The following is a 26518-nucleotide window of genomic DNA, read 5'->3' on the forward strand; positions in this document are numbered from 1 at the left end:
CGTGTTGGGAAAAGCGGTGTCGGGCTCACGCCCTGCTTGGGGCGACGGCCTGCTTAGACGACGGCGAGTGCGGCGGCTGGCTGCTGCCGGCCCTGGGCCACCTGGCTCTGGCCCAGCGCGTAGCCGTCCGTCTTGGGGAGGACGTGGCGGCGGAGGTAGTCCTGGTTGCTGGCCGTCACGCTGAGGCCGTCGCCGCCGTAGTGCTCGGTGCAGAGGATGCCCTGGAACCCGACGGACAGCGCGAGCTTGAAGGCTTCGCGGTAGTTGATAAGGCCGCTTTCCATCGGCGCCGGCATGGCGACGTACATGTCGCGGGCCGCGTCCTCATCCCGGATGTAGTTCTTCATGTGCCAGTAGTTGGAGTACGGCAGGGTCTTGGCCACCATCTCGCGCCAGTCCTCGATGGGCCGGTGGAGCCGGATCAGGTTGCCGAGGTCCGGGTTGAGGCCGACGTTGGACAGTCCGATGTCCTGGACCAGCTGCACCGAGGAATCCGCGGTGCCCAGGTAGGTGTCCTCATACATTTCGAGTGAGAGCAGGACGCCGACTTCGGCTGCGTGCCGGCCAAGTTCGCGGAGGCGGCTGACGGCGTTGCCCCAGGCTTCCTTGTTTCCGGCCGGGTCCTTGTAGCCTTCGACGGTCCAGAACCAGAGCTGTTTCTGCTGCTCGGGCGTAATGGCCTGGTGGAGTCCGAACGAGACGACTTCGCAGCCCAGTTCGGCGGCGGCGTCGATGGTGCGGTGGCTGTAGGCAAGGTTGGCTTCCCAGTTGCCTTCTTCGATGACGCTGCGGCGGATGGCGGAGATGACCGGCACGCCGATGCCCACGGCGTCTGCCGTCTGCTTGAACTCGGCCAGGCGCTCCGTGCTGAGATCGCCGGGGCGCACCCAGCTGTCCGTGAGGTCCGCGTGGGCGAAGCCGGCTTCCTTGACCTCAGTGAGGACGTTGGCCCAGGCCGATGCGTCGGCGTCGTTGATGTGGGTTCCCTGGGCGTCGGTGCCCGGGAACTGAAGCAGGGCCGCAGTAATGGGCCAGTTCTCGGCGGTGTAGGCCATGGTGTTCACTCCTTTGTGCGAATCCTGTTTCCTATAGGATTTACTATCGACACAAAGTTGTCAAGGTCACATTTCTGGTGGTTATGGCCCAACTAGGTAGCAGCAGGTGTCGTTTTGACGCTCCAAAACGACACCTGCTGCTACTCAGTTGGGGGTGCCGGGATCAGGCCTCCGGGGCGTCAGCTATGGCGCGGCCGCGGACCTTGCCCACGTGCTCGGCCATGGCAGCCGCAGCCGACTCGGGGTCTCCCGAGGCCATCGCATCAAGGACGGCCTGATGTTCGGCGATGGCGTTCTCCGCATCCGTGATGCCCACGCCGCCGAAGAGCCGGAACCGCTGCACCTGGCCTCCCAGCGCCGCGTAGGCGGCCACCATGAACTGGTTTCCGGTCTGCTCGGCGATGAGCCGATGGAACCGCTCGTCGGCTTCCAGGTAGTCACGGAATTCTGCGAAGGACGGCCCTCGCGGTGCGGTTTTCAGGTCGGTCACTGCCTGTTCCAGCTGGGCCAGGCTTTCCGGGGTCAGCCGCGCGCAGGCGAGCCTGGCATTCACCGGCTCGATGGCGAGCCGCGCTTCCATCAGCTCGGCGAAGTCCTCGCGGGTGAAGACGGGCGCCACCCGGTAGCCCTTGAGGGCAACGCGGCGGACCATTCCGGTGTGTTCCAGCCGGGCCAGGGCCTCGCGAACGGGGGTGGGCGAGACGTCAAGGTCACGCGCCGTGCCGTCAATGCTGACGGTGGCGCCCGGTTCAAGCCGGCCGTCCATCAGGGATTCCAGCAGTTCCTCATAGACGTGGTCGGCCAGCACCTGACGGCTCACGGGCTTGCCTTTTCGACTGCCGGGACTGGTGCTTTGGGACGGACGGTGCATGTTCAGATCCTATAGGCCAGCCTCCGACGCGGCCTGCACGGCCGGTCACAAAGCAGCGGACAACACAACAGGCGGGCGCAAAGGGGTTGCGCCCGCCTGTGGTACCAGTCTGTTATGCCAGGGCCCGGGGCCCTAAGTGGCTAGTTCGCGGACTCCTCGTAGAACGGGTAGTCCGTGTAGCCTTCGGCTCCGTCGGCGTAGAACGTGGCCTGGTTCGGTTCGTTGACCGGCAGGTCTTCTCGCCAGCGGCGCACAAGGTCGGGGTTGGCGATGGCCGGACGGCCCACCACCACGGCGTCGGCATGGCCGTCGGCAACCAGTGCGATGGCCTCTTCGCGGGTGGTGATCACGCCGAAGCCGGTGTTGACCAGGAAGGGTCCGTTGAACCGGGAACGCAGGTACTGGACCAGGTCGCCGGCGGGCTCCTTGTGCAGGATGCTCAGGTAGGCCAGGTTCAGCGGCGAGATGGCGTCAACCAACCGGGAGTACGTTGCGCGGACGTCCGCGGCATCCGTTTCGAGGGCACCCTGGACGTTGTGCTCGGGCGAGATCCGGATGCCGACGCGGTCGGCACCGATGGCCGCAACCACTGCCTGCACAACCTCGATGACGAAGCGCGCCCGGTTCTCGGGAGAGCCGCCATAGATGTCGTCGCGCTGGTTCGACGACGGCGCAAGGAATTCGTGCAGCAGGTAACCGTTGGCGGAGTGCAGCTCAACGCCGTCGAACCCTGCCTCGATCGCGTTCAGCGATCCCTGGACAATTTCCTGGAGGACGCCGGGCAGCTCAGCGGTGGTCAGGGCGTGCGGCACGGGGTGTGGCTGCTTGCCCTTGTACGTGCGGGACTCTGCCTCGACGGCGATGGCACTCGGCGCGACCACCTGGTGGCCGCCGTTGATGTCCTCGTGCGAAACCCGGCCACCGTGCATGATCTGTGCGAAGATCCGGCCGCCTTCGGCATGCACTGCGTCCGTGACCGTTTTCCAGCCGGCAATCTGCTCGGGCGTGACGATGCCTGGCTGCCCCGGGTAGGAGCGTCCTGCAGGGCTCGGGTACGTGCCTTCGCTGACGATCAGGCCAAGCGAGGCGCGCTGGCGGTAGTGCTCGACAACGATGGGGGCGGGTACCCCCGCTTCGCCGGAGCGGAGACGGGTAAGCGGGGCCATCACCAGGCGGTTGGGCAGTTCGAGCTCGCCGAGAGTCAACGGGGAAAACAGCATGCGCAGTTCCTTTCAAAGCGGATTGGGTCCACTGAGCCCAACTGCGAGGCGCCTGCAACTATTCCGGATGAGACTCGGATCACTACGGATGCACGATGATTTTCACCGCCGTGTCGTTGTGGTGGATCAAGGTGTCGAAGCCCTTGTCCACGAGATCGTCCAGGGCAATCCGTCCCGTGATGAAGGGTTTGAGGTCGACTTTTCCATCCTGGACAAGTTTGATGGCGGCCGCGTGGTCGCCGCGGTAGGCAATCGTTCCGCGCAGGTCGATCTCCTTGAGGACGATCTTCTGCATGTCCACGGTGGCCGGGCGTCCCCAGATGGACACGTTGACCACCACACCTGCGGGCTTCACGACGTCGAGCATAGTGTCCAGCACCGCATTCACACCGGCGCATTCGAACGCTGCGTCCGCCCCTGCTCCCCCGGTCAGTTCCAGCACCCGTGCCTTGACGTCGACGGCGCTGGGGTCGAGTACATGATCCGCGACGCCGGATGACGTGGCTTTTTCTTTGCGCGCGGCGGACAGTTCGGTCACCACAGTGGTGACTCCCAGCCCTTTCAGGACCGCCGCCGTGAGCAGCCCGATGGGACCCGCACCGCCGACGACGGCGACGTCCCCGGCTTCGACGTCGCTTCGGCCCACTGCGTGATAGGCCACGGCGAGGGGTTCAATGAGTGCGGCTTCGTCGAGCGGAATATCGCCGACCGGGTGGACCCAGCGCGTATCAACCACGATCTTTTCGCTGAGTCCCCCGCCGCCGCCGGCAAGCCCGATGAAGCCCAGCTTGGTGCACAGGTTGTAGTTGCCCGCCCGGCACGGACCGCACTCGTCACAAACGAAGTAGGGCTCCACCACCACGCTGTCTCCGACGGACAGGCCGGTAACGCCGTCGCCCAGTTCCTCAACGGTTCCGGAGAACTCATGTCCCAGGGTGACCGGGGCTTCCTCGTGGGAGAGCCCGTGGGGGTGTCCGGGCGGCGGGGTGAAGATGGGGCCTTCCAGGAATTCGTGGAGGTCCGTACCGCAGATACCGCACCAGGCGACGGCGATCTTCACGGCACCGGGCCGCAGTTCCTGCTCCGGAACGTCTTCGATCCGGAGATCTTCGCGGGCGTGGAAACGTGCTGCTTTCATGGTGTTTTCCTTCGCTTACGGGGCCGTGGATGCACCCGGTCAGGCGCATCCACGGCATGTCGTTGGACTGTCACAGCAGGGGTCCGTCACCCCAGTGTGGTCCCGGGGAACTGTGGTTGTCACGGCCCCCCTGCTCAGTTTGGTCAGCGCGTGTGGTGTGTGGGCTGGAGCTCGTAAACCGGCGTGGGCAGTCCCTCCATCCGCGCCTTGAGCTGCAGGGCGAGGTAGTTGGAATAGTGGCGGCTCTGGTGCAGGTTGCCGCCGTGAATCCAGAGATTCTCAACGTTGGTGGGCTTCCACATGTTGCGCAGCTCCCCCTCCCACGGCCCCGGGTCCTTGGGCGTGTCCGAGCCGAAGCCCCAGCATTTGCCGACGGCGTCAGCCACCTCGGGTGAGACAAGGTCGGCCAGCCAGCCGTTCATGGATCCGTAGCCGGTGGCATAGATGATGACGTCGGCTTCGAGCTCCGCTCCGCTGTCCATGACCACGGCGTTCCCGGTGATTTTGGTGACTTGCCCGTTAGCGAGCTTGACCCGGCCGTCAATGATCAGTTGGGAGGCGCCGACGTCGATGTAGTAGCCCGAGCCGCGCCTCAGGTACTTGAGGAACAGGCCCGAACCGTCCACCCCGAAGTCCAGGTCGAAACCGGCAGCCTCAAGCTGCGAGTAGAAGTCGGCGTCGCGCCTGGCCATTTCCTCGTAAACGGGGATTTGGGCTTCGGGCAGGATCCGGTACGGCAAGGACGCGAAGAGGAGATCGGCCTTCTCCGTGGTGACACCGTTGGCGAGAGCCTTCTCCGAATACAGGTCGCCAAGGGCCAGGTCCATGAGTGACTCGCTCCGGGCAATGTGTGTGGACGACCGCTGGACCATGGTGACCTCCGCGCCGTGTTCCCACAGGTCGGCGCAGATGTCGTGCGCCGAGTTGTTGGACCCGATCACCACGGCCTTCTTGCCGGTCCAGTCTCCGCCGCCCGGGTGCTTGGACGAGTGGTACTGCTGTCCCAGGAAGGACTCGGCGCCGTCGAACGTTGGAACGTTCGGATATCCGGAGACGCCCAGGGCGAAGACCAGCTGTTTGGGACGCAAGGTGACCGGTTCGCCGTCGCGCATTACCTGCACGATCCACTCCTGGGACGCTTCATCGAAGCGGGCGTTGGTGCACTCGGTCTTGGACCAGTAGTTGAGTTCCATGATCCGGGTGTAGTTCTCGAGCCAGTCGCCGATCTTGTCCTTGGCCGCGAAAACGGGCCAGTCATCAGGGAACTTCATGTAGGGAAGGTGGTCGTACCAGACGGGATCGTGCAGGTGGAGGGACTTGTACCGGTTCCGCCAGGAGTCGCCGGGTTTTTCGTTCTTCTCGATGATGATGGTGGGCACACCCAGCCGTCGCAGCCGTGCGCCGAGTCCAATGCCGCCTTGGCCTCCGCCGATGATCACGGTGTATGGCTGGTCTTCGTATCCCAGGCGGGCTTCCTCCTCCTCCTTGAGTTCCAGCCACGATTTACGGCCCTTGCTGATCTGGTGCGCCACACCCTTCTCGCGGTTGGGGCCCTTTTTCTCCTCGAAGCCCTTCAGCTCTTTCATGGTGGTGAGAAGCGTCCAGCACTTGCCGTCGCGGAGCCGCAAGTGGGCGTAGCCCCGCGCCTGGGAGGTTTCGAAGTCCACCCAGGCCTCGGTGTTCGCTGCGTCCCCCGTGGCATCCTCGGCGAGCGCCCAGTTGGTGGGCTGAACGTCCGCGAGCGTGGCATCCAGCATGCGCCTGATCTCGGCCCTGCCCTCGAGCGTCTTGAGGTTCCAGGTGAAGGATACAAAGTCGCGCCAATAGGGTTCGTCTTCAAACAGCTGTACTGCGGCGTCGGTGTCCTTGCTGCGCAGCGCCTCATCGAACTGCGCCAGCCAGGCCTCCACGATGCCGTTTGGTGTCTCAGGCATGATTCCTCTTTCCGTTGCTTGCGGTGGGCCGCGTCCGGTTTTGTCGCCCCGCCCGGCCGTGACCCGCATCACAAGTAAAAGCCCCCTAGGGTTACAATCGAGTGACACGGCCCCCTCCCCGTTTTCTTCGGGCGGTCCGAGCACGATTCGATGACGAGTTGGGAGATTGCGGATGCGGACGGGCACCGGCGCGATCACCCATCTTCGCGACCTGCGGTTTACCGCTCCGGCGGAGTATGCGCGCACGCTGCGCAAAGCCCACGAAGCCACCATTTCGGGCAACCCCGATCCCTCAATTTCTCCGGGCCTGATCAAGTCCTGGCAGCGTTCGCTGGCGCTGGGCATCGACCCTGATCAACACAGGCCGGTTCACCGGCACGACGTATCCGAGGCACGCTCGCTCAGCGCCGGGCACCGGTTGGCCGCCGTGATGCCGGCGTTGTCCCAGCTGCTGGCGGACGAGTCGTCGGCGGGGCGCCACCTGCTGATCGTCACGGACCGGCTGGGTGAGGTGCTGTGGCGGGTGGGCAGCCGGCAAGCGCTGAGGCTGGCCGACTCGCTCGAGTTTGTGGAGGGCGCCGACTGGTCCGAATCCGGCGTCGGGACCAACGCCATCAGCGAGGCCCTCGTGACCGGCGCGCCGGCGCAGTTATTCTCCGCCGAACACCTGGTGCGCACGCATCACGACTGGGCGTGCACGGCTGCACCCATCCGCGACCCGTTCACGGGCGAAGTGGTGGGAGTACTCGATGTTTCCGGCCCCTTCGAATCGGTGACACCGGACAGCCTCCGCATGGTGCGCTGCGGGGTGCGGCTGGCGGAGGAGTTGTTGAAGTCTGCCGGCGCTCCCGCGGCCAGGGAGCAAATCGGCGGCACGCATATGGGCGGGGTACGTTCGACGCTGATGCTGAGGTTGCTGGGTGACGCTCCCAGCGCCGAGCTCGACGGCGGCACCCGCCTTCCGCTGACGCTGCGCCGTGCAGAGATCCTGGCCCTGCTCGCCTCCAGGTCCCAGGGGTGGAGTGCCGATGAGCTGGCGTACCGATTGCACGGCGAGGACGGCGCGGCCACGGCTATCCGGACCGAGATGCATCGAATCCGCGGGATCCTCGGCAACGTGGTGGAACCAAACCCGTACCGCTTCTCGTCGGCAGTTCATGTGGTCACGGACGCATCGGTCGTTGCCGGCCACCTGAGGGAAGGCCGGGTGGCCCAGGCACTGGGCGCCTACCCTGCGAAGCTGCTCAACCGTTCGGTGAACCTGTCCATCGAGCTGATGCGGGACGAGCTGAATGAAGCCGTGGGCGCGTCGGTCCGCTCCAGCGGCGACGCACAACTCATCATGCAGTGGTGCGCCAGCGACATGGGTGCGTCAGATACCGAAGGCGCGGCGGCCATTGCCAGCTTGATCGGGCCCGGCGATCCTCGCTTTCAGCTGGTCCGGGCCCGGATGGAGCGGGTGGACCGGGAACTGCAGACCTAGCCGGGGGCGGACTGGGCTGGCTAGGGGGTTGGTCTAGCCAGGAGCTGACCGGCTAGGGGGTAGGCGGCACAGCTCCCGGGCAGCCTTGGCCTTGCGGGTTTTTGATGCAGTCGTCGGCGTAGTTGCGGGTGATGGAACGCCACACACTGATGGTCTGAGGCGGCGAACTGAACTGGCCTTGACCAGGGATTGGCAGTGGCGGGCCGTTGTTGACGGAGTAAGTCCCCTGGAAGTGCGTCGTGAGCACCACTTGGAAATCGCCGGTCTGCGTGTAGACGTGGCTGGTGCGGGTCTTTTCACCCCAGCGGTCCTGCGGCAGAGGGCCGCCTGCGGATTGCTGGGGGCCAAGTGTTGTTCCGTCGCCGTAGCTCCAGGTGTATTGGGCCGGGGTCGCCACAACATGCACCTTCTGAGCCAGGATGGTGATGTCGAAAGTCTGCTCTGCCGAGTCCGTGAAGAAATTCGTCTCGGCTCCGCGAAGGGTATGCGGGCTCGGTTGGGCCGTGACGGTTCCTGCGGCCACGGGAAGCTTCTGGAACTCGTTCTGAATCAATGCCGCAATGCGCGGAAGCAGGTCCTCGGGTCGCGGATCGAAAAGGCAGGTGGGGCCCGAATGGAACGTCCAGGCGGGGTTAGGAATTCCAATTGGCGATTTCAACCACACGACTGGTATTCCATCTTTGCCGTCGGGCCCGTTCTTGCATTCCAACTGTCGCGATAAACAAGGTGTATCGAAATCGGCACCGCCCAAGTGGCACTGGAGTTCGTATTTGTACTGGTTGGGGTCAGCCGGCAAGGTGCCCGGTTCAGCCCAGACAAATTCCCCGCTAGGGCCCACAGACCAACCCCCGACTTTGACCTCGTCAGTTCCCCAATCGCCGGTAATCGGCGGCTCTGGCTCAGCTGCGAAAGTGAACCCCGGGGCACTGAGGATGGCTACGAAACACAGGGCAACTGTTAGCGCAGCTCGATGGAGCGCCCTCATTTCGCTAGCCAACTATGGGCTGGATGTTGTTGACGTACCAGGAACCGTCTTTGAAAACTGCCAGCATCAGATTTCCCTTGTCATCAGGCTTAGGGTCAGATTTGTGCAAGGTGCCATCGGCGTTGTAATAGGAAAGAGCGCCTTGGGAGACCTGGACGGGCACTTGATAATTACCATCGGCAGCCATCCGAAAAGTAGTACTTATCGCCGGAGTGTCCACTTTTCCTCCGACGATCCACCTGCCGTTCTCGTGCCAACCAGTAATCACCTTCTTTGCTCGCTCACAGGAGCTGCACGCCGAGCTGGTAATAGCCTCCAGCCCAGATACATCGCCAGTTTCGTAGCCGTAGCTAAGCAACTTGAACCAATAAGCCGCGAAAGCCTCCAGCCCTTCCTTCGTCTCCGCCTTGGCGGCTTCGGGCAGCACCGGAACGGGAACGTTCTGGGCTTTTCCCTTGGCGTCGGCGGGCTTGTAGGCCGCGGTGGGAGTCGGCGTCGGGCTTGGCGTGGACGAGGCAGAAGCGGAAGCCGAGGCGGACCCCGACGTACCCTCGTTCCCAGGCGTAGTGCCGCCCCCGTCGCACGCCGACAAAACCACGACAGAAGCGACGAAAACTGCAGCGGTGGAATAGCGCAACCGTGCGGAAGGCAAAGTACGAGATGTCATGGGCAGCTATTCCCCCGATAGTTTCAAGACGTCCGAACGCCCGCAATAAATCCGGACGATGGTTAAAGGGTAACTGAGGTCACACTTTGGCGCTCAAAGTTATCCACAGCCTCCGGTGTATCACCCGCTGCTTCCGCTAGGAAGTCACACCGCCCAGACTCCACCCCGAAAACAGCTGCCCAAGTTCAGCGCCTGCTCTTTGTTTACTTCCCACAAAAAAGCCAACAAAAAGCCAAACTAGCGTCAGAGGCGACCAGCCGTCCCCGCGAAAAGGACCCCTCAATGACGATTCAGGCAGCCGTTCCAACCATCGACGAAACAAGCTCGAAAATCCTTGAAACCGCCCGCCGGCAGGTCCTCGAAGACGGCATCGGCCTGACCCAGGCGCAGCTCGAAAAGATCCTCCGCCTCCCGGACGCTGCCCTTCCCGCGGCCCTCCAGCTGGCCCACGAAGTCCGGCTGAAACACTGCGGCGAGGACGTCGAAGTGGAGGGCATCATCTCGATCAAGACCGGCGGCTGCCCCGAGGACTGCCACTTCTGCAGCCAGTCCGGCCTCTTCGACTCCCCCGTCCGTGGCGTCTGGCTCGACATCCCCGAACTCGTCAAAGCCGCCAAGGAAACCGCCGCGACCGGGGCCACCGAGTTCTGCATCGTCGCCGCCGTCCGCGGCCCCGACATCAAACTCATGAACCAGATCAAGTTCGCGATCGACCGCATCAACGAGGAAGTGGACATCAACATCGCCTGCTCCCTGGGCATGCTCACCCAGCGCCAAGTGGACCAGCTCGCCGAATGGGGCGTGCACCGCTACAACCACAACCTCGAAACCGCCCGCAGCTACTTCCCCGAAGTCGTCACCACCCACAGCTACGAAGAACGCCTCGATACCTGCAACATGGTCAAGGCCGCCGGCATGGAACTGTGCTGCGGCGCCCTGATCGGCATGGGCGAAACCCTGCAACAGCGGGCCGAACTCGCCGCCCAGCTCGCCGCCCTCCAACCCCACGAAGTCCCGCTGAACTTCCTCAACCCCCGCCCCGGCACCCCGCTGGAAAACCAGGGCATCATGGACGGCAAGGACGCCCTCCGCGCGATCGCCGCGTTCCGCCTCGCCATGCCCCGCACCGTGCTGCGCTACGCCGGCGGCCGGGAACTGACCCTCGGCGACCTCGGCACCCGCGAAGGCCTCCTCGGCGGCATCAACGCCGTAATCGTCGGCAACTACCTCACCACCCTCGGCCGCCCCGCCAACGCCGACCTGAACCTCCTCGTGGACCTGAACATGCCCATCAAGGAACTCCAAAAGACACTATGACCGCCGTGCAGACGAACTTAACCACCGGGGTTTCGACCAGCCCAACCAGCGATCCGGCACAGTTTTGCGGGCACTGCGGCGAGCCGTCCGACGACGGCGCCGGCCCGACGTCGGACGTTCACCTCCGCTGCGGTGAGCGGCTCACGCTGGAACCGCCGCGCTACTGCGCCGCCTGCCGGCGCCGCATGAAGGTGCAGGTGACACCGCTCGGCTGGACCGCGGAATGTTCCCGGCACGGCGTCACCGTAATGAGAATGCGTCCTTAAGACACTGGCCATCGCCTGCCGCCGGCTGAACAATAGGGCTCATGATGTTCACACACGAAGACGGCAATCCCATTCTGAACCTTGACGATGACCAGTCGTGGAAGCTCCTGGAGGGCACCAAGCACGGCCGGCTGGTTGTGACCGTGGGCGGCGAACCGGATATCTTCCCGGTCAACTACGCCGTGGGCGGCCGCAAGCTGTATCTCCGGACAGCTCCGGGGAACAAGCTTGCAGAGCTGACCATCAACGCCAAAGTCCTCTTTGAGACGGACGGCATCATGTCAGACGAGGCCTGGTCCGTGGTGCTTCGCGGAACAGCGCGGGTCCTGGACCAGTCGGCCGACATCGCGGTGGCGGAATCGCTCGGTTTGAAGCCGTGGGTGCCCACGCTGAAGGACTTTTACGTTGAGATTGAGCCAGTTGCGGTCAGCGGACGGCACTTCCAGTTCGGGGAACATCCGGAGCGCGAAATCTAGGGACGGCAGCCGCCTAGACTTAATTCATGGCTGACCAGCTGACTCCCGAACGGCGCAGCTGGAACATGTCCAGGATCCGGGGCAAGAACACCAAACCGGAGCTGCTCGTGCGGAGCCTCCTGCACGCCAAGGGCTACCGCTACCGGTTGCACGGCAGCGCCCGCGGCGGCAAACTCCCGGGCAATCCGGACCTGGTGTTCGCGGGGCGGCATAAGGTCATCTTCGTCAACGGCTGTTTCTGGCATTTCCACGACTGCAAGGCCGGGCAACACGCTCCCAAGGCGAACGCGGAGTTCTGGGAGGCGAAACGGACCCGCACCAGGAACCGCGACGCCGAACAGCGCCGGCTCCTGGAAGCCTCCGGCTGGAAAGTACTCACCGTCTGGGAATGCGAACTCAAGAACGCCTCTGCCCTGGAAGAACAGCTGGAGCAGTTCCTCGCCTGACGCGGGCCTACCCCGCCCCATAAACCGCCCTACGACGCGCGGCGGGCTGCCAACGCAGCGTTGAACGCTGCCGCCGACGCGTCGCTGCTGTTGATGCGCCAGTCCGTTTCTTTCTGCATATGGAACCAGACGAAGCCCTCCACGTCCGCCTGGGCTGCCAGATAGCTCACCAGGTCGGTATTCCACTGCGCTTTTGAGCCGCCGGCTTCGGCCGACGCAACCTCTGCGATCAGGATCGGGAGTCCGGGCGCAAGTGTCCGCAATTGCGCAATGCCTGGCGCGAAGAGATCCTGCGGCGACATCCAACTGCTCCACGACGCCGACGTCCCCCAGTTATAGCCGTCGAGGGCAACAACGTTCACGTAGCCGGCGCCCGGGAACAGTCCGGCAAGATCGGTCGAGCCAAAGTACGGAACGTTCGGGCTCCATACCCAGTCCACGTTGCTGGCGCCGGTTGCTGCAACGACGTCGTGCACGTGCCGCCACGCCTGTACATAGTCGCCGGGCTGGTTGCCGTTCACACCCTCCGCCCACGGGTACCAGTTGCCGTTCATCTCGTGGGCGAACCGTAGCTGGACCGGCTGACCCCACGATGCCAGCGCCTGCCCCCACTGCGTTATGTAGGCGTCAAAGTCGCCCGCGGCGATCCTGTCCAGGGCGTACGTTGGCTGCGCCAGGCCGCCGCCCCAGGCCCACGGTTCCCACGTGATCAAGGGGACGGCTCCGCGGGACCGCACTGCATTCAACTCCGCGATGGGCGGTGCCTGCAGGAAGTCTTTGTAGAACAACACGGTGGACGGGCTCTCCCCCGATATCCGCGCCACTTCGTCCAGCTCGGCTCCAGCCAGCGGGCCGCCCGGCGTGGCCGCCCCAAAGCGGAGCGCCGCCGTGCTCACCGGAGGAATGGCCGGGGCCGAAGAAGTCACGGTGAACACTGCCGAGGACTTGATGGAGGAGGTTTTCGCTGTGATGGTCAACGCCCCCGTGGCCGCCTCGGGGATGGTGATTGAGGTGCTGAAGGTGCCCGCTGCCGCCGTCTTGAAGGAAAACGTGGTGGAGCCTATTATCACGGTTCCCGTGGTGGAAGCCTTGAATCCTGTTCCGCTCACTGTCACCGCCGATCCGACGGGCCCGGTATTGGGGTTCAGGTACACCTGGGCGGCAGCCGGTGCTGCCTGGACGGGCTGAATGGCCGCCAAGCTGAGGCCCAGTGCCACCGCCAGGCCCGAAACGAGCATTTTCACTATCCTGAACACAGCGTCCCCGCAATCGGCTGGTGGCCTGAGAAGCCACAGGTCAGTTCAGTGCCGGCAGACACTTGTCCCGATCCTAAAGCTCAACCGGCCTTCCCCGATCAAGATTGGCGCAAATTTTTCCGGAAAGCGCATTCCAGCTCCGTGGGAGCCCTACTGTAAAAGAGGCAAGGATGTGTCCCGCACCCGCTATCCCGGTTGTGCAGGCCCAAGGGAAGGGGTGTCCAATGGATGGACAGGATGGCGCCGGCCAGCCGTACGTCGACCCCTCCGTGCTGCAAACACTCCGCTGTGAACTCGAGCCCGACGCCGAGTACTGCACCGTGTTCGTGAACAGCTACATCCAGCAGTTGCCCCGGCGGCTCGACCGGCTCCGCCACGCCGTGGAAGCCATGGACCTCGACGCAGCCATGGACGCCGTCCTGAGCGTGAAAACCTCCAGCATGATGGTGGGCGCGGCATACCTGGGCCGGCTCGCGGATGAGCTCGAAACCATCCTCAAGCACTTGGAATCCCATCCGGAAGCCGTGCCGGAGCAGCCGCCCCGGCTTCAGCTCGCGCTCCTGGAAAGCATGGACGCGTGCACCGACCAGACCGTGGCCGGCCTCTCGGCCGCCGCAGCGGCCTAACCCAGCACCCGCCGCAGCGGCCTGGCCCAGCCCACAGTCGCGGCCACCCGGGTCCAGCTCCGCGTATCAGCGCTCGGCAGGAGCCAGGCGGTAACCCACACCGCGCACAGTCTGCAGCCAGCGCGGGTTCTGCGGACTGTCGCCCAGCTTCTTGCGGAGGTTACCCATGTGCACTTCCACGGACCGCTCGTCCGCCTCGGAGATGTAGCCCCCGACGTCGTACGGTTCGTCGCGCAGCCGCTTCACCAGTTCGGATTTGGTCCGCACCATCCGGCCCGCCTCAAGAAGCGCGTGCAGCAGGTCGAACTCGGTGCGGGTCAGATGCAATTCGCGTCCGTCCACACTCACGGTCCGCGCGTCGTAGCTGAACTCAAGCCCGTTGTGCGTCAGCGTCCGGCCGTTGCCGGCAGCCACGGCAGGTGCCTTGCCACCGGAGGCGGAGTCCGACGTCGACCGCGGACGGCGCATCATGGCGGCGACTCGTGCGCGCAGTTCGCGGGGACGGAAGGGCTTCGTCAGGTAGTCGTCCGCGCCCGATTCCAGGCCGATGAGGGTGTCCAGTTCCTCCGCCCGCGCGGTCAGCATCACAATATAGGCGTCGGAGAATTCCCTGATCTGGCGGGCGACTTCAAAGCCGTCAATGTCAGGGAGGCCCAGGTCCAGGGTGATGACTGCGGGATTGAGCTCCTTGGCGGCAACCACGCCGGCCGCCCCGCTACTGGCCACTTGGACATCGAACCCGGCCTGGACAAGCACAACCCGCACCAGTTCACGGATGTCGTGATCATCCTCGATAACCAGACCCACACGTGATTCACTCATCGCAGCCCCCTCAGTCCGCTCGATACCGTCAGAAGTATAGCGCCCGCCGGATATCGTGGGGGTATGCGTCCAGTAAACCGCACGTCGAAATTTAGCCTGCCATGAGCGGCAACGTCACCTGGGACATCAAGTCTGGCCGGATCCTGTTCTTCCGCCGGCCCTTTCACGAGTACTCCCTGCGGGGACGGGTCACCCTGAGCCAGATGCCGCTGTCCATCACGGCGGCGCTCACGGCCGTCCTGATGTTGTTGTTTTTTCCGGTCACACTGGGCAATCCCCTGTTCCTCGCGTTCCTGGCCACGCAGGTCCTGATCCTTGCGCTGTGCTACTTCACTCCCTGGGACCGGTTGCCGTTTACCAGCTTCCTGGTGATTCCCATCCTTGACTTCATCTCGATCGCGCTGGGCCGGGAGGGTGGGCAAGAGAGCCTGACGGGCATCAGCCTGTTGGCGGTCTTTCCCGTCATCTGGCTATGCGCCTCAGGGCTGTACCCCCGGGCTTCGCTGCTGGTCTCGCTCCTCGGCCCCCTGGGCATTATCTGGGTGCCGTTGTTCCTTCGCGGCGACGTCACCGGGCAGGACCTGGCGCGGACCCTGCTGCTGCCGGTGATGATGCTGGGGATCGGTGTCTCGGTGAGCGTCTTGACGCTGAGCATGGTCCGGCAGCAGCGGGACCTGGAAGAGAAGGACGCTCAGCTGCGGGTCACACTCAAGGAGAGCAAACGGCAGGAAGAACTGCTGAATTCCGTGCTGGAGACGGTTCACCTGGGCGTGCTGGCTGTGGACGCCGACGGGCACGACATCCTGATGAACCGCAAACAGCGGGAGAACCACCGGCTCGCCGCGCCGGCGGGAAACGGCGACCCCAACGAGTCCCAGCTCCTGGTGTTCCGAGCGGACCGGACCACCACCGTCCCGGTCGACGAGCGGCCGGTCCGCCGCGCCGTGATGGGCGAAAGTTTCACGGACAATCTGGTGTGGCTTGGCAGCGGCAGTGACCAGCGGGCCATCACCACCAGCGCCCGCGCCATGCGGGACCAGGACGGCACCTTCGCCGGCTCGGTGATCGTGTTCAGCGACGTCACCGACCTGGTCAACGCCCTTGCCGCCAAGGACGACTTCGTGGCCAACGTTTCCCACGAATTCCGCACTCCGCTGACCTCGATCCTGGGCTACGTGGAGCTCCTGCTGGACGACCACGACGGTGTACCCGATTCGCACCGTGAGGCGCTCATGATCATCCGCCGCAACTCCCAGCGGCTGTTGGGGCTTGTATCGGACTTGCTGTCCAGCCGGAACGGGCAACTCATCGTCAGCCCGCAGGCCGTGAATGTGGCCGAGCTCGTGCGCGGCAGCGTCAGTGCCGCCCTCCCCCGCGCCGCTGCCGCCAAGGTACGGCTCGTCGCCGACGCCCCCGACCGGCTGGATGCCCACGTCGATTCGGGGCGCATGTCACAGGTCCTGGACAACCTCGTGTCCAATGCCATCAAGTACTCGCCAAACGGTGGCGACGTTGTGGTGTCGCTGGACTCGGACGGACCGGACCTGGTGTGCCGGGTCAGCGATACAGGCATGGGAATGAGCGCGAAGGACCAGGCCGAGGTGTTTACGAAGTTCTTCCGGACCGGCAACGTGCGGAACACGTCCATCCCCGGAGTGGGGCTGGGCCTGTCCATCAGCAAGGCCATTGTTGAAGCACATGGCGGCAGCATCCAGTTGCGGAGCACGCTGGGAGAAGGAACCACGTTCACGGTCAGGGTGCCGGTCTAGCGGCCTGCCTACCCGGGCGTCCGAGACCGCCGGACACGGCGCTCCGACCGCCGGCCTGCTGGCCGCGGTCAGGCCTACGGCCGGTACTGCTCAATCAGAGTCCGGGCCATCGCCTGCGCACGCTTGGCGGCGCCGGCATCGCCTTCCGTCGCGGAGATGATGGACCCCTTCATAAGGATGTGCCACGAGCGGGAGAAATCCTCGGTGTCGCGGAGTCCCGCCTCCTCGGCGAGCTGCTGGACGTGGCCGCGGATCCTGGCAAGATAGTCGATGCTTGCCCGTCCCAGCGGATGGTTGGCGCCCATTTCCAGCAGGACGTTGATGAAGGAGCATGCTTCAAAATCGTCGCGACTGAACCAGTCGCCGAAGACGTCGAAGATGGCCAGTAGCTGCTCGGTGGGCGTGCCGCCGCGGCGCCGTGCGTCCGCGACGATCATGTCCACGGTCCAGACTCGGTCGCGCTGCTCCAGGAAGGCAAGTACGAGTTCATCTTTGGAGGCAAAGTGCCGGTAGAACGTTGCCTTGGCTACGCCCGCGCTGCTGATCAGCTCGTTGACGCCCACATCGCGGATACCCCGGCGTGCGAACAGCTGGTATGCCGTGTCCACGATCCGCTGCCTCGCGTCGGCGAGGCTGATCGCAGCCTCGGCCTCCGGGGCAGGCTCAATCACTGAGTGGTCTGGCGTGGGGTTCACTACAAATAGTCTAGCGCAAAGGGGAGACAGACTTGTCTGTCTGAGATAAAATTCTTTACATTCCGGTCGGTCGAATTCCCAGGCGTTTGAGCCAGAGCGCTTGTGCCACAGGAGGGTAAGAGATGCCGAAGAAATTGCTGTCAGCCGCAGAGTCCCATCAGGGGGATCCGTGGCAGGCGCGGTCCGGGATCCATGCCGTTGGGGGGCCCGTACGCGGGCGCGTGAATCTTGAGCCGATTCGCCACCAATCGTGGGAAATCATCAATGCAATCCTGACGGACAATGACCCGGAGGGGTCAGAAAACCGCAATCAGCTGCGCCGTTGCCTCAACAAAAACCGGGGCAACCCTGAGAGGGCCTTGCTCATGCACCTCATGTCAATGCCGGGCCGCTCCGCGCCCGCAGTCATTGATTAAGTCCTGCCTGCCGCACCACTTCGCCCCAGGACTGTTGTGCCAGGTCAGCAACAGCTGCCAGGATGTCCGACGGCGGCAGGGACAGATCAAGCGGGTACTCCACCACGTCGATGTCCGTGTGAAGGATGCGGCGGAGTTTCATTTCCCCCGAGCCTGCGTACACAAGCCAGGCAGTGGGCACGCGTAGGGCCGTACAGTAGGCCAGCATCTGGAAGTGGTCAGCGGACAATGACGCGCCCTGGTCCGTGGCCGCCCGGTACTTGGTGTCGTAGACCACCACGGGGCGGCCGCCCAGGAGGTGGACTGCGTCCGGATTCACGGTAAGCCGGTCCGAGTCGCGCACCGCCTCGTTCAGCAGGGCGTTGTACTGCAGCCGCATCTCGCCGGGATACGCAGCCATGGCTTCGCGAAGGGCAGTGCCCACAAAGTCTTCGAAAACCTGGCCCATGTCCACAACGAACGACGCCGTCTGCTGCTTTCCGTCGCCGGCTTCGGCTGAGGCGTTGCGCAGGATCACCTCGGAGAGGCGGAGCACCGCGTGGTACCGCGCGTTCATCCTCGTCGCCTGCCACGGCGGCAGGGGCGCTCCGGACTGAAGCCGCGTGACGGCGTCGAGCTTTCCCTTCAGCTGCCGCAGGCGGCTCTGGACGTCCGGCCGCACGCGCGGAACCTGGGCCATGCGCTCCAGGGCGGCCCGCAGGATGCGGTTCTCGGCGATGTCTTCGGTGAATTCGTCATACGAAACTTCCAGCGGCACCAGCATGCCGGGGCGGCGCGAGATCTGGTCCGAGATCCGGATCCTGCCCTTCACGGTCCGCAGCGATTCGTCCACTGTGAGGTAGCCCTGCAGGACCCCGCGACTCAGGGCACGGTCCGCCAGCTGTGCCAGCGATTCAGCCAGCGCGCTCCACAGGTCCGAGTCCTCGACGGCGGCCACGGGGTCATCACGGAAGCCCTGGTTCCCGGCATAGCTGAGGAGGAACAGCAGCCGGCTGAGGCCCAGGCGGTCTTTGGGCCGCACTTCCAGCTGCACCGTGGGCGTCCGCACGGACCCCACCATGCCCACCGGCTCGATCCTGAACAGGCCCATGCCCATGGGGGACGCCTTGGCCAGGCCGCTGGCGTTCAGGAACGCGGCACTGGCGGCGTCAAGCTTGTCCACCACGCCGCCGGACAGCTCGTCCAGGACAATGTGGCGGACGGCCTTGCCGGCGCTGGACGGCTGCCGCGCCGGCAGTGGCGGAACCGCGGCGGCGGGCCTTAAGCCTTGAGCCGGCAGCAACTCGTTAGCGGGACGCAAGGCGGCCCAGCAGCTGCTCCAGCCCGAAGCGCTCCTGCAGCTGGGCCCGGTTCAGCTGGCCATGGTAGTGCTCTTCAAGGAGCGGCATGAGCTCGTATTTCCAGATCCGGCGCAGGCCCGCAGGAGTCTGGGCGGCCTTCTTCATGAAGTACGACGGCCCGATCATGAGGTCGCGGTCCCACTCATCAATCGCGTCGTTGAGGGCGTCCAGGAGGAGCGCCGGGGTGGTGTCCAGGTTCCGGGCCTGCAGGAAGCGAAGCAAAGAACCCTTCACCGGTTCAGTCTTGGGGTGCAGCTCAATGAAGGAGAACCGCCGGCGGATGGCCGCATCCATCATGGCGATGGACCGGTCCGCGGTGTTCATGGTGCCGATGATGTACAGGTTGTCCGGCAGCGTGAACGGCTCGTTGGGGCTGTACTGCAGGTAAATCCGGTCGTCGCGGTACTCCAGCAGGAAGTAGAGCTCGCCGAACACCTTGGCCAGGTTGGCACGGTTCATCTCATCGATGATCAGGAAGTAGGGCTTCTTCTCGTTGCCGGGTTTGGCAGCCTCTTCCGCGAGGCGGCGCAGCGGGCCGGCCACCAGCTTGAAGGAAACCTGCCCCTCGTCCGTTTTGTCCGGCCGGAAGCCTTCGAAGAAGTCCTCATAGGCGTACGACGGATGGAACTGCACCAGCTTGACGCGCTCGTCGGTGCTGTCCCCGGCAAGTTCGGCCGCGAGGTGCTTGGCCAGGTAGGTCTTGCCTGTTCCGGGCGGACCGTAGAGCACCAGTTGCCGGTTCTCCTCCAGGAGTTCGGCAATTTCCTGCAGCGGCTCCAGGTCCATGTGCAGGGACGCGGCGAACTCCTCCGTCAGCGGACGGAACCCCTCCGGGACGGGTTCGACGACGGCGGCCGGCTCGGCGGCGTCGTCGGCCTCCGCTTCCGCTTCGGCGGGCAGCAGCGCCTGTAGCGCCTGCACTACCCGGGTGACATCGACGATGACCCCGGGCGTGGCCAGCTGGCGCTGGACGTGGCGGGGAAGGTCCGCCATGCTGTGCGCGTCGTCGAACCAGCGGACCTTGCGGCGCATCCGGCGGTTGTCCTCGTTGTGCTCGGGCTCGCCGAGCACCCCGCCCAGTCGGACGGCACCGGCGTGCTGGTACAGGACCAGGTCGCCCGGCTTCATGACCGTGAGGAAGGCGAAGACGGCGGTCTTGTTGTCCTCGCGCTCCACGTAGCCGAGGTGCTTGTAGTCCTCGTCCACGGCGTGCTGCACAACGCCCGCAGTGACGCCGGCATCCAGGAGGCGCAGATGCTCGACGTCGAGCGTCACCTTCTCCTCCCCGTGCCACGCCGCCAGGAGGTCCTTCACGTCATGGTGCGTGCGCAGGAGCCAGGCACGGCGGCCCGGGTCCCCCACCTTGCGCCACTGGCTCACCAGCTGGCGGGCGTACCAGTCGATGCGCTGGCCGGCCTGCTTGTCCAGGTAGAGGCGGATACGGTGGATGTCAGCGGTAATTTCGGCTTCGCTGTCACCCTTGGCGCCTCCCACCAGGGAGGCGAACGCGTCCCGGATTTCCTGCCGCTCCACGTCAGCCACCACCGGCTCGAAGTAACTTGGCCAGGCCAGGTACTCAATGCTGCGGCGGATGGCCGGCTGGTCGTCCGGGGTTCCGGACGCGAGCTGATGGAATGCGAGGGGGTCCTTCAAGGCCTTGGTCACGGCATTCGTGGACTGCTGGTCAACATGCTGCACGAAGCGGCACAGCCACTTCAGGTGGTCCCAGATGGTCCAGTTGAACTCGGCGGTGCGGTCGCGGATAACGCCGTGGTCCGTCATGCCTTCGTAGAGCTCGTCCGGGAGTTCCAGCGGAGGCTCCAGCCAGGAGGCCGCTTCAGCCACGCGGGCACGCTTGACCTTCAGCGACTTGACCTCGTGCGCCAGCGGCAGCGACTGCAGGAACAGCAGCTCGACCGCCAGCTGCTTGGCTGCGCGGGAGGCATCCGAGAGGTTTTGCCGCAGGTTGGTCATCATGGGCGCCTTGGAATCCGCGACGCCCCGCTCCAGCCGCTCCAGCAGTTCGCCGGCAGCTGCGGTGGTCCATGTCTGGGTCCGTCCGTCCAGTGCTGACGGCTTTCCCTGCAGGCCTGCCCCGAGGACAAACCACGCCGCGTCCTCGATCTCCTTGGAGATTCCGGGGGCGCGGGTCATGGCAGGCTTCGCGGTGGGGGTCATGCGTTCAAATTTACAGGCTTAACCTGAACGGCAGCACCACGGGGCACTATAAGTTACTGCCCGGTAGGGCTTTGGCCATTATGTATGTTTACATGGCGGCGCCGCCGGGTCGCGCCTGGTTGGCGTCCTTGGCCACGCCCGGCATCCGTGGCTTTCGGCCCTAGGAAGGGCGGCGGGGACGGCCATAGTCTGGCGGCACAACGAGGAGCGTGCCATGACTTTTAACGAGCTGACCCAAAAGACATTCGCGGCGATCCGGGCAACGGGGCTCAGCCGCGGACCGGACAGGTGGATCGGCGGCGTCTGCGGCGGAATCGCAGCCAAGCTTGGCGTGGACCCCAACGCGGCCAGGATCGTTTTCCTGGTGCTTTCCCTGATACCGGGCCCTGCCGTCACGTTCTACATCTGGGCCTGGATACTCCTGCCGGACAGCACCACAAACCGCATCTACCTCGAGTCGTGGCTGAGCAACGACTCGAGGACGTAAACCGACCTAAGCCACGCGGTGGCGCGTGACGCTGACGGCGCGGCGCGGCGCGTGACGCTGACGGCGCGGTGGCGGTTGATCCCGAACGTCAGCGCTTAGCGCTGGCGGGCAGGTTCTTGCGTCCGAACGCGAAGTAGCTTCCCGGACCGACGAAGTTGATCAGCGTGACGGCACGCCACAACGCCTTGCTGCCGCGGATCTGCTCCGCGGGCCGCCGGGAAATGTCCCGCTGGGCCGCGATCAGGAGGGAGAGTTGCACGGCCGCCGCCACCAGGGTCCCGAACCGTGCGAGCGGCGGCATTTCCTTCCAGGACTTCTTCTTCTTTTTCTGAGTGGCCATGGCCGATGCTCCCTTGCTCGTGGATTTGTTGCGTTGTTGGACTTGGTGCGTTGTTGGACTGGATCCGTTGGTGGACTTGGTGCGTTGTCCTGGCGCCCCTGTAGTGACGATCATAGGGACGCCGCCCCGCCCCAAGGTAGGGGCTTTGGGCTCAGGCCGTGTACGGGGCCAGGCGCTCCTTCTGTTCCGGGGTCAGCCGCAGCACCCTGCCGGTAGCCTCATCCACGAAGGCCAGATGCGTGGTGGCCTTGACGCAGTCCTCCCTGGTCACCGGGTCCTGCAGCAGGTAGTGGATGTCGAAGCTGGCACCTTTGACGGCACCGATCCACAGCTGGACCACAGCCGGAACATTCCGGTAGTCGAGCGTCCTGACGTACCGGATCTTGTGCTCCACCACCAAAGCCATGGTGCCCTCTGCCACGTCGTTGAAGAGGGACACCTGCGGCTCGATGCCGGGCAGGCCGGCGCCGCGGGGCGGTCCGAAGGCCGCGATGCGGGCTTCCTCCAGGATCCGCACGATCTGCACATTGTTGACATGGCCGTAGGCATCCATGTCTCCCCAGCGCATGGGCACCTGGACCTCGATGCGCCGGCCGCCTGTCACGGTCCGGGCGGCGGCGCTCAGCTTCGGACCGCCGTCGTGTTGTCGGCGGAATCCGCCAAAGCGGCGCCCGCGTCCTCGCCGGCGAACTGGAACATGTAGAGGCGGTGGTAGGCGCCCTTGAGTTCGAGCAGGTCGTGGTGGTTGCCCTGTTCCACAATCCGCCCGGCCTCCATGACCAGGATGGTGTCGGCGTCGCGGATGGTGGACAGTCGGTGCGCAATCACAAAGCTGGTGCGGTCCGTCCTCAGTGCTGCCATGGCTTTCTGGACCAGGACTTCCGTTCGGGTGTCCACGGAGCTGGTTGCCTCGTCCAGGATGAGCAGGGACGGGTTGGCCACAAAAGCCCGTGCGATGGTGATGAGCTGCTTCTCACCTGCGCTGACGTTGTTGCCTTCCTCATCGATGACGGTGTTGTAGCCGTCCGGCAGTGCCCGGACGAACCGGTCGACGAACGTTGCCCGGGCGGCCTCCATGACCTGGTCCTCGGTGGCGTTGAGGTTTCCGTATTTGATGTTGTCGTAGATGCTGCCGCCGAACAGCCATGCGTCCTGCAGCACCATGCCCACCTTGGCGCGCAGCTCGGAACGGCTCAGGTGCGTGATGTCCACGCCGTCCAGCGTGATGCTTCCCGAACTGAGCTCGTAGAACCGCATCACCAGGTTGACCAGGGTGGTCTTGCCTGCGCCGGTGGGTCCGACGATGGCCACGGTGTGACCCGGCTCGGCGGTGAACGAAAGGTCCTCGATCAAGGGCTTGTCCGCCGAGTAGCTGAACGTCACGTGCCTGAAATCGACGTGGCCGTCGGTCTTGGCGGGCAGGTGCTCGGTGGCGGTTTCGGCATCCTGTTCGTCCGCATCCAGGAATTCGAAGACGCGTTCCGCCGAGGCAACGCCGGACTGCAGCATGTTGGCCATGCCTGCCATCTGGCCCAGTGGCTGCGTGAACTCCCGCGAGTACTGGATGAAGGCGGTGGCGTCACCCAGGCTCATACCGCCGGAAGCCACCCGCAACCCGCCGACCACCGCGATGCCCACGTAGCTGAGGTAGGAGACGAACTGCATGACCGGCATGATCATGCCGGAGACGAACTGGGCGCCGAAGCTGGCCTTGTAAAGGGCTTCGTTCCGTTCGTCGAAGCTTGCCAGGATGTCCGCGTCGCGGCCGAAGACCCGCACGAGGTCGTGGCCGGAGAACGATTCCTCGATCTGGCCGTTGAGCTGGCCGGTGTTCTTCCATTGCGCGGCGAACAGCTTCTGGCTGCGCGAGCCGATGATGCCGGCGGCCACGCCGGACAGAGGGAGGGCGACCAGGGCGATGAGGGCCAACTGCCACGACACAACGAACATCATGATCACGATGCCGAGCACCGTCAGCGCGGAACTGAGAAGTTGCGCGAAGGCCTGCTGCAGCGCCTGCTGGATGTTGTCGACGTCGTTGGTGACGCGGGACAGGGTGTCGCCACGCTGGCGGGTGTCGAAGTAGTTCAACGGGAGCCGGTTGAGCTTTTTCTCGGTGTCGTCACGCAATTTGCGGACCACCCGCATCACGAGCACGTTCAAAACGTAGCCCTGCAGCCAGGTGAAGATGTTCGCCACGAAGTACATCACCAGCACCACGCTGATCAGGAACGACAGCTTCTGGAAGTCGATTCCCACACCGGGGACGAGTTCCATCTTGGCGATCATGTCCGCAAAGTTGTTCTCGCCCTGGGCGCGCAGACCGTCGACAAACTGGTCCTTGCTGACTCCGGAGGGCAGTTGCTTGCCCACCACTCCCCCGAAGATGACGTCCATGGCCTGCCCCAGGATTTTCGGGGCAACGACGTTCAGCACGACGGCGACTGTCACCATTGCGAGGACCACGGCGATGCCGGCGGCCTCGGGTTTCAGCAAGCCCATCAGTCGCTTGGCGGAGGGCCAGAAGTGCTCTGCCTTCTTCGCCGGCGTCCCGCCGAACATGTCGCCGTCGGCCTCCGTGGGCTTGTATTCCTCTTCGTAGAAATCGTCCTCTTCCGCGGGAACCGTGTCCTGGCCGGCCGCGAGTTTTTCGTTGGTGCTCATGCCACTTCCTCCGCGGTCAGCTGGGACTCGACGATTTCCTGGTAGGTGGTGGAACTCAGCAGCAGTTCATCGTGCGTTCCCCGGTCCACGATCCGGCCGTTGTCCAGCACCAGGATCTGGTCGGCATCGGCAATGGTGGACACGCGCTGGCCCACAATGATGACGGTGGCGTCCGCCGTCTTTGCCTTGAGCGCACGGCGCAGCCGGGCATCCGTGGCGACGTCGAGCGCCGAGAAGGAGTCGTCGAACAAGTACACCTTGGGCTGGGTCACCAGGGCTCTGGCGATGCACAGGCGCTGGCGCTGGCCGCCCGAGACGTTGGTGCCGCCCTGGGCGATCCGGGATTCGAGCCCGTTTTTCTTGTCCCGGACGAAGTCGGCAGCCTGGGCCACCGTGAGGGCGTCCCACAGCTCCTGGTCCGTGGCCTCCGTCTTGCCGAACCGCAGATTGTGCTCGATGGTCCCGGAAAAGAGGTATGGGCGCTGCGGCACCATGGCCACCCGGCCGGTGATTTCGGAGCGTTCCAGGTTGGTGATGGGGACGCCGTCGAGCAGTACTTCACCCGACTCGACGTCGTAGAGCCGCGGCAGCAGCGACAGCAGGCTGGTCTTGCCCGACCCGGTTGACCCGACGATGGCCACGGTCTGGCCGGGCTCGGCCGTGAAGCTGATGTTACTCAGGACAGGTTCCTCGGCTCCCGGGTAGGCGAAGGAGACGTTGCGATACTCCACGCGTCCCGTCCGCCGGGCGGGCGCGACGGGCACGGCCGGTTCATGGATGGAGGGCTCGACGTCGAGCACTTCACCGATGCGGTCCGCGCAGACCGAGGCCCGCGGAATCATCATGGCCATGAATGTGCCCATCATGACCGCCATGAGGATCTGCAGCAGGTACTGCAGGAAGGCGGTCAGCGAGCCCACCTGCATGTCCCCCGCATCCACGCGCTGGCCGCCGAACCACAGCACGGCTGCGGTGGAGACGTGCAGGATCATGCCGATGGCCGGGAACATGAGGACGAACAGGGAGCCAATCTTCAGCGAGACGTCGGTGAGATCGCGGTTGGCTTCGCCGAAACGCTCCGTCTCGTGCGGTTCACGGACGAAGGCCCGGACCACGCGGATGCCAATGATCTGCTCGCGGAGAATGCCGTTGATGCGGTCGATTTTCGTCTGCATGGAGCGGAAGAGCGGCATCAGGCGGACCACCAGGTAGCCCACCACGGCAATCAGGACGGGGACGGAAACCCAGACCAGCCAGGACAGGCTCAGGTCCTCGCGCAGGGCCATGATGATGCCGCCGATGCACATGATGGGCGTTGCCACCATGAAGTTCAGGCCCATCAGCACGAGCATCTGCACTTGCTGGACATCGTTCGTGCCGCGCGTGATCAGGGTGGGCGCGCCGAAAACGTTGACGTCCTTGGCCGAAAAGCTGGTCACTTTGCGGAAGACACCGCGGCGGAGGTCCCGGCCGAATGCCATGGCTGCCTTGGAACCGAAGTAGACGCCGGTGATGGCGGTGGCCACCTGGACCAGCGCAACGCCGAGCATCAGCCCGCCCGTCCTCCAGATGTAGTCGGTGTCGCCGCGGGAGACGCCCTCATCGATGATCTGGGCGTTCAGGCTGGGCAGGTAGAGGGCAGCGATGGTGGATGCCAGCTGGAAAAGAATGACTGCCGCGATATACGGCAAATACGGCTTGGAATAGCGCCGTATGAGGGTGACAAGCATGCCCGGGAGTCCTTTGGAAAGTGCGCGAAGTGTATGCAAGAAAGTAATACCAGCGGGGACTGACACTCTCAGCCTTCCCACTCTACGAAATTCGTTGCCTCGGCGAAACAACGCCCGGGAAATATCATCCGAACGGCGTACCGGCCAAGGGCCGTCTTGTCGGCCGGTTTGCAGGGGCCGCAGCGCCGCTGCAGCCCCAGGCGCAGTCGCGGTCGCAGTCGCAGTCGCAGTCGCAGTGCAGCGTGCACACGTGCACCCTGTTACGGGAGAAACGGGTGTCACCCCTCGGTTCAAAGGGGATTGGCTGTGGAAAACGAGTGCCCAGTCAAGTACCGGC

Annotated in this window: 24 protein-coding genes; 8 read left to right on the forward strand and 16 right to left on the reverse strand. The window is 64.6% G+C overall.

Going from position 1 to position 26518, the window contains the following annotated elements; genetic code table 11:
* Positions 1 to 53: 53 nt before the first annotated feature.
* The 5 genes from AC6JAC_RS17405 to AC6JAC_RS17425 form a co-directional block, all read right to left on the reverse strand.
* Positions 54 to 1055: a sugar phosphate isomerase/epimerase family protein gene (locus tag AC6JAC_RS17405; protein ID WP_497965754.1), complete on the reverse strand. Its 1002-nt coding sequence runs from the start codon at positions 1053 to 1055 to the stop codon at positions 54 to 56.
* A gap of 163 nt (positions 1056 to 1218) precedes the next feature.
* Entirely contained in the window at positions 1219 to 1926 is a 708-nt protein-coding gene (locus AC6JAC_RS17410; protein WP_497965756.1) for a GntR family transcriptional regulator, read from the reverse strand.
* A 140-nt stretch (positions 1927 to 2066) separates the two neighbouring features.
* Positions 2067 to 3146 (reverse strand): alkene reductase, encoded by a 1080-nt coding sequence (locus AC6JAC_RS17415; protein ID WP_028272093.1) that lies wholly within the window; start codon positions 3144 to 3146, stop codon positions 2067 to 2069.
* A gap of 82 nt (positions 3147 to 3228) precedes the next feature.
* Positions 3229 to 4284 (reverse strand): 2,3-butanediol dehydrogenase, encoded by a 1056-nt coding sequence (locus AC6JAC_RS17420; RefSeq protein ID WP_497965758.1) that lies wholly within the window; start codon positions 4282 to 4284, stop codon positions 3229 to 3231.
* 143 nt (positions 4285 to 4427) lie between these two features.
* Complete coding sequence (locus AC6JAC_RS17425) at positions 4428 to 6218, reverse strand: NAD(P)/FAD-dependent oxidoreductase (protein WP_497965760.1); 1791 nt, start codon at positions 6216 to 6218, stop codon at positions 4428 to 4430.
* A gap of 172 nt (positions 6219 to 6390) precedes the next feature.
* On the opposite strand from AC6JAC_RS17425, the gene AC6JAC_RS17430 reads away from it, so the two are divergent.
* Positions 6391 to 7701 (forward strand): helix-turn-helix domain-containing protein, encoded by a 1311-nt coding sequence (locus AC6JAC_RS17430; RefSeq protein WP_497965762.1) that lies wholly within the window; start codon positions 6391 to 6393, stop codon positions 7699 to 7701.
* A gap of 52 nt (positions 7702 to 7753) precedes the next feature.
* On the opposite strand, the gene AC6JAC_RS17435 is transcribed toward AC6JAC_RS17430, so the two are convergent.
* Entirely contained in the window at positions 7754 to 8365 is a 612-nt protein-coding gene (locus tag AC6JAC_RS17435) for a hypothetical protein (RefSeq protein ID WP_497965764.1), read from the reverse strand.
* A gap of 325 nt (positions 8366 to 8690) precedes the next feature.
* The gene (locus AC6JAC_RS17440; RefSeq protein WP_497965766.1) at positions 8691 to 9353 is read right to left on the reverse strand and encodes a DUF6318 family protein; all 663 of its coding nucleotides are present in this window, start codon (positions 9351 to 9353) and stop codon (positions 8691 to 8693) included.
* Positions 9354 to 9635: 282 nt separating this feature from the next.
* On the opposite strand from AC6JAC_RS17440, the gene bioB reads away from it, so the two are divergent.
* From bioB to AC6JAC_RS17460, 4 genes are read left to right on the forward strand one after another with little or no spacing between them, the layout of a single operon-like run.
* A complete protein-coding gene (bioB, locus tag AC6JAC_RS17445; protein ID WP_497965768.1) occupies positions 9636 to 10670 on the forward strand; it encodes a biotin synthase BioB in 1035 nt (344 codons plus the stop codon).
* Complete coding sequence (gene bsaP, locus AC6JAC_RS17450; RefSeq protein ID WP_454697740.1) at positions 10667 to 10936, forward strand: biotin synthase auxiliary protein BsaP; 270 nt, start codon at positions 10667 to 10669, stop codon at positions 10934 to 10936. Before bioB ends, bsaP begins: the two co-directional genes overlap by 4 nt.
* Positions 10937 to 10977: 41 nt before the next feature.
* On the forward strand, positions 10978 to 11412 hold the full coding sequence (locus tag AC6JAC_RS17455; protein WP_028272086.1) for a pyridoxamine 5'-phosphate oxidase family protein: 435 nt from the start codon (positions 10978 to 10980) through the stop codon (positions 11410 to 11412).
* A 26-nt stretch (positions 11413 to 11438) separates the two neighbouring features.
* A complete protein-coding gene (locus tag AC6JAC_RS17460) occupies positions 11439 to 11858 on the forward strand; it encodes a very short patch repair endonuclease (protein ID WP_028272085.1) in 420 nt (139 codons plus the stop codon).
* A 29-nt stretch (positions 11859 to 11887) separates the two neighbouring features.
* Here the strand turns inward: AC6JAC_RS17460 and AC6JAC_RS17465 are convergent, their stop codons facing one another.
* Positions 11888 to 13096: a glycosyl hydrolase gene (locus AC6JAC_RS17465; protein ID WP_347898388.1), complete on the reverse strand. Its 1209-nt coding sequence runs from the start codon at positions 13094 to 13096 to the stop codon at positions 11888 to 11890.
* A gap of 242 nt (positions 13097 to 13338) precedes the next feature.
* On the opposite strand from AC6JAC_RS17465, the gene AC6JAC_RS17470 reads away from it, so the two are divergent.
* Positions 13339 to 13740, forward strand: a complete 402-nt coding sequence (locus tag AC6JAC_RS17470) for an Hpt domain-containing protein (RefSeq protein ID WP_454697738.1) — start codon at positions 13339 to 13341, stop codon at positions 13738 to 13740.
* A gap of 66 nt (positions 13741 to 13806) precedes the next feature.
* On the opposite strand, the gene AC6JAC_RS17475 is transcribed toward AC6JAC_RS17470, so the two are convergent.
* On the reverse strand, positions 13807 to 14562 hold the full coding sequence (locus tag AC6JAC_RS17475) for a response regulator transcription factor (RefSeq protein ID WP_028272082.1): 756 nt from the start codon (positions 14560 to 14562) through the stop codon (positions 13807 to 13809).
* Between the two features lie 101 nt (positions 14563 to 14663).
* Here AC6JAC_RS17475 and AC6JAC_RS17480 point away from each other — a divergent pair, with 101 nt between their 5' ends.
* Positions 14664 to 16331, forward strand: a complete 1668-nt coding sequence (locus AC6JAC_RS17480) for a sensor histidine kinase (RefSeq protein ID WP_028272081.1) — start codon at positions 14664 to 14666, stop codon at positions 16329 to 16331.
* Between the two features lie 74 nt (positions 16332 to 16405).
* Here AC6JAC_RS17480 and AC6JAC_RS17485 read toward each other — a convergent pair whose 3' ends face one another.
* The 3 genes from AC6JAC_RS17485 to AC6JAC_RS17495 form a co-directional block, all read right to left on the reverse strand.
* Positions 16406 to 16969, reverse strand: coding sequence for a TetR/AcrR family transcriptional regulator (locus AC6JAC_RS17485; RefSeq protein WP_043439195.1), 564 nt, complete (start codon positions 16967 to 16969; stop codon positions 16406 to 16408).
* 462 nt (positions 16970 to 17431) lie between these two features.
* Positions 17432 to 18628, reverse strand: a complete 1197-nt coding sequence (locus AC6JAC_RS17490; RefSeq protein ID WP_043439192.1) for an McrC family protein — start codon at positions 18626 to 18628, stop codon at positions 17432 to 17434.
* A 100-nt stretch (positions 18629 to 18728) separates the two neighbouring features.
* Entirely contained in the window at positions 18729 to 20960 is a 2232-nt protein-coding gene (locus AC6JAC_RS17495; RefSeq protein WP_028272077.1) for an McrB family protein, read from the reverse strand.
* Between the two features lie 214 nt (positions 20961 to 21174).
* Between AC6JAC_RS17495 and AC6JAC_RS17500 the strand changes: the two genes are divergently transcribed.
* Complete coding sequence (locus tag AC6JAC_RS17500; protein ID WP_454697734.1) at positions 21175 to 21447, forward strand: PspC domain-containing protein; 273 nt, start codon at positions 21175 to 21177, stop codon at positions 21445 to 21447.
* A gap of 88 nt (positions 21448 to 21535) precedes the next feature.
* On the opposite strand, the gene AC6JAC_RS17505 is transcribed toward AC6JAC_RS17500, so the two are convergent.
* From AC6JAC_RS17505 to AC6JAC_RS17520, 4 genes are all read right to left on the reverse strand, one after another.
* A complete protein-coding gene (locus tag AC6JAC_RS17505; RefSeq protein WP_347899347.1) occupies positions 21536 to 21787 on the reverse strand; it encodes a PLDc N-terminal domain-containing protein in 252 nt (83 codons plus the stop codon).
* Positions 21788 to 21938: 151 nt separating this feature from the next.
* Complete coding sequence (locus tag AC6JAC_RS17510) at positions 21939 to 22355, reverse strand: acyl-CoA thioesterase (RefSeq protein WP_028272074.1); 417 nt, start codon at positions 22353 to 22355, stop codon at positions 21939 to 21941.
* Between the two features lie 53 nt (positions 22356 to 22408).
* Positions 22409 to 24451 (reverse strand): ABC transporter ATP-binding protein, encoded by a 2043-nt coding sequence (locus AC6JAC_RS17515; RefSeq protein WP_497965773.1) that lies wholly within the window; start codon positions 24449 to 24451, stop codon positions 22409 to 22411.
* Entirely contained in the window at positions 24448 to 26181 is a 1734-nt protein-coding gene (locus AC6JAC_RS17520) for an ABC transporter ATP-binding protein (protein ID WP_028272072.1), read from the reverse strand. The genes AC6JAC_RS17515 and AC6JAC_RS17520 overlap by 4 nt, the downstream gene beginning before the upstream one ends.
* Between the last annotated feature and the right edge of the window lie 337 nt (positions 26182 to 26518).

The organism is Arthrobacter sp. KUASC02 (assembly GCF_059739395.1).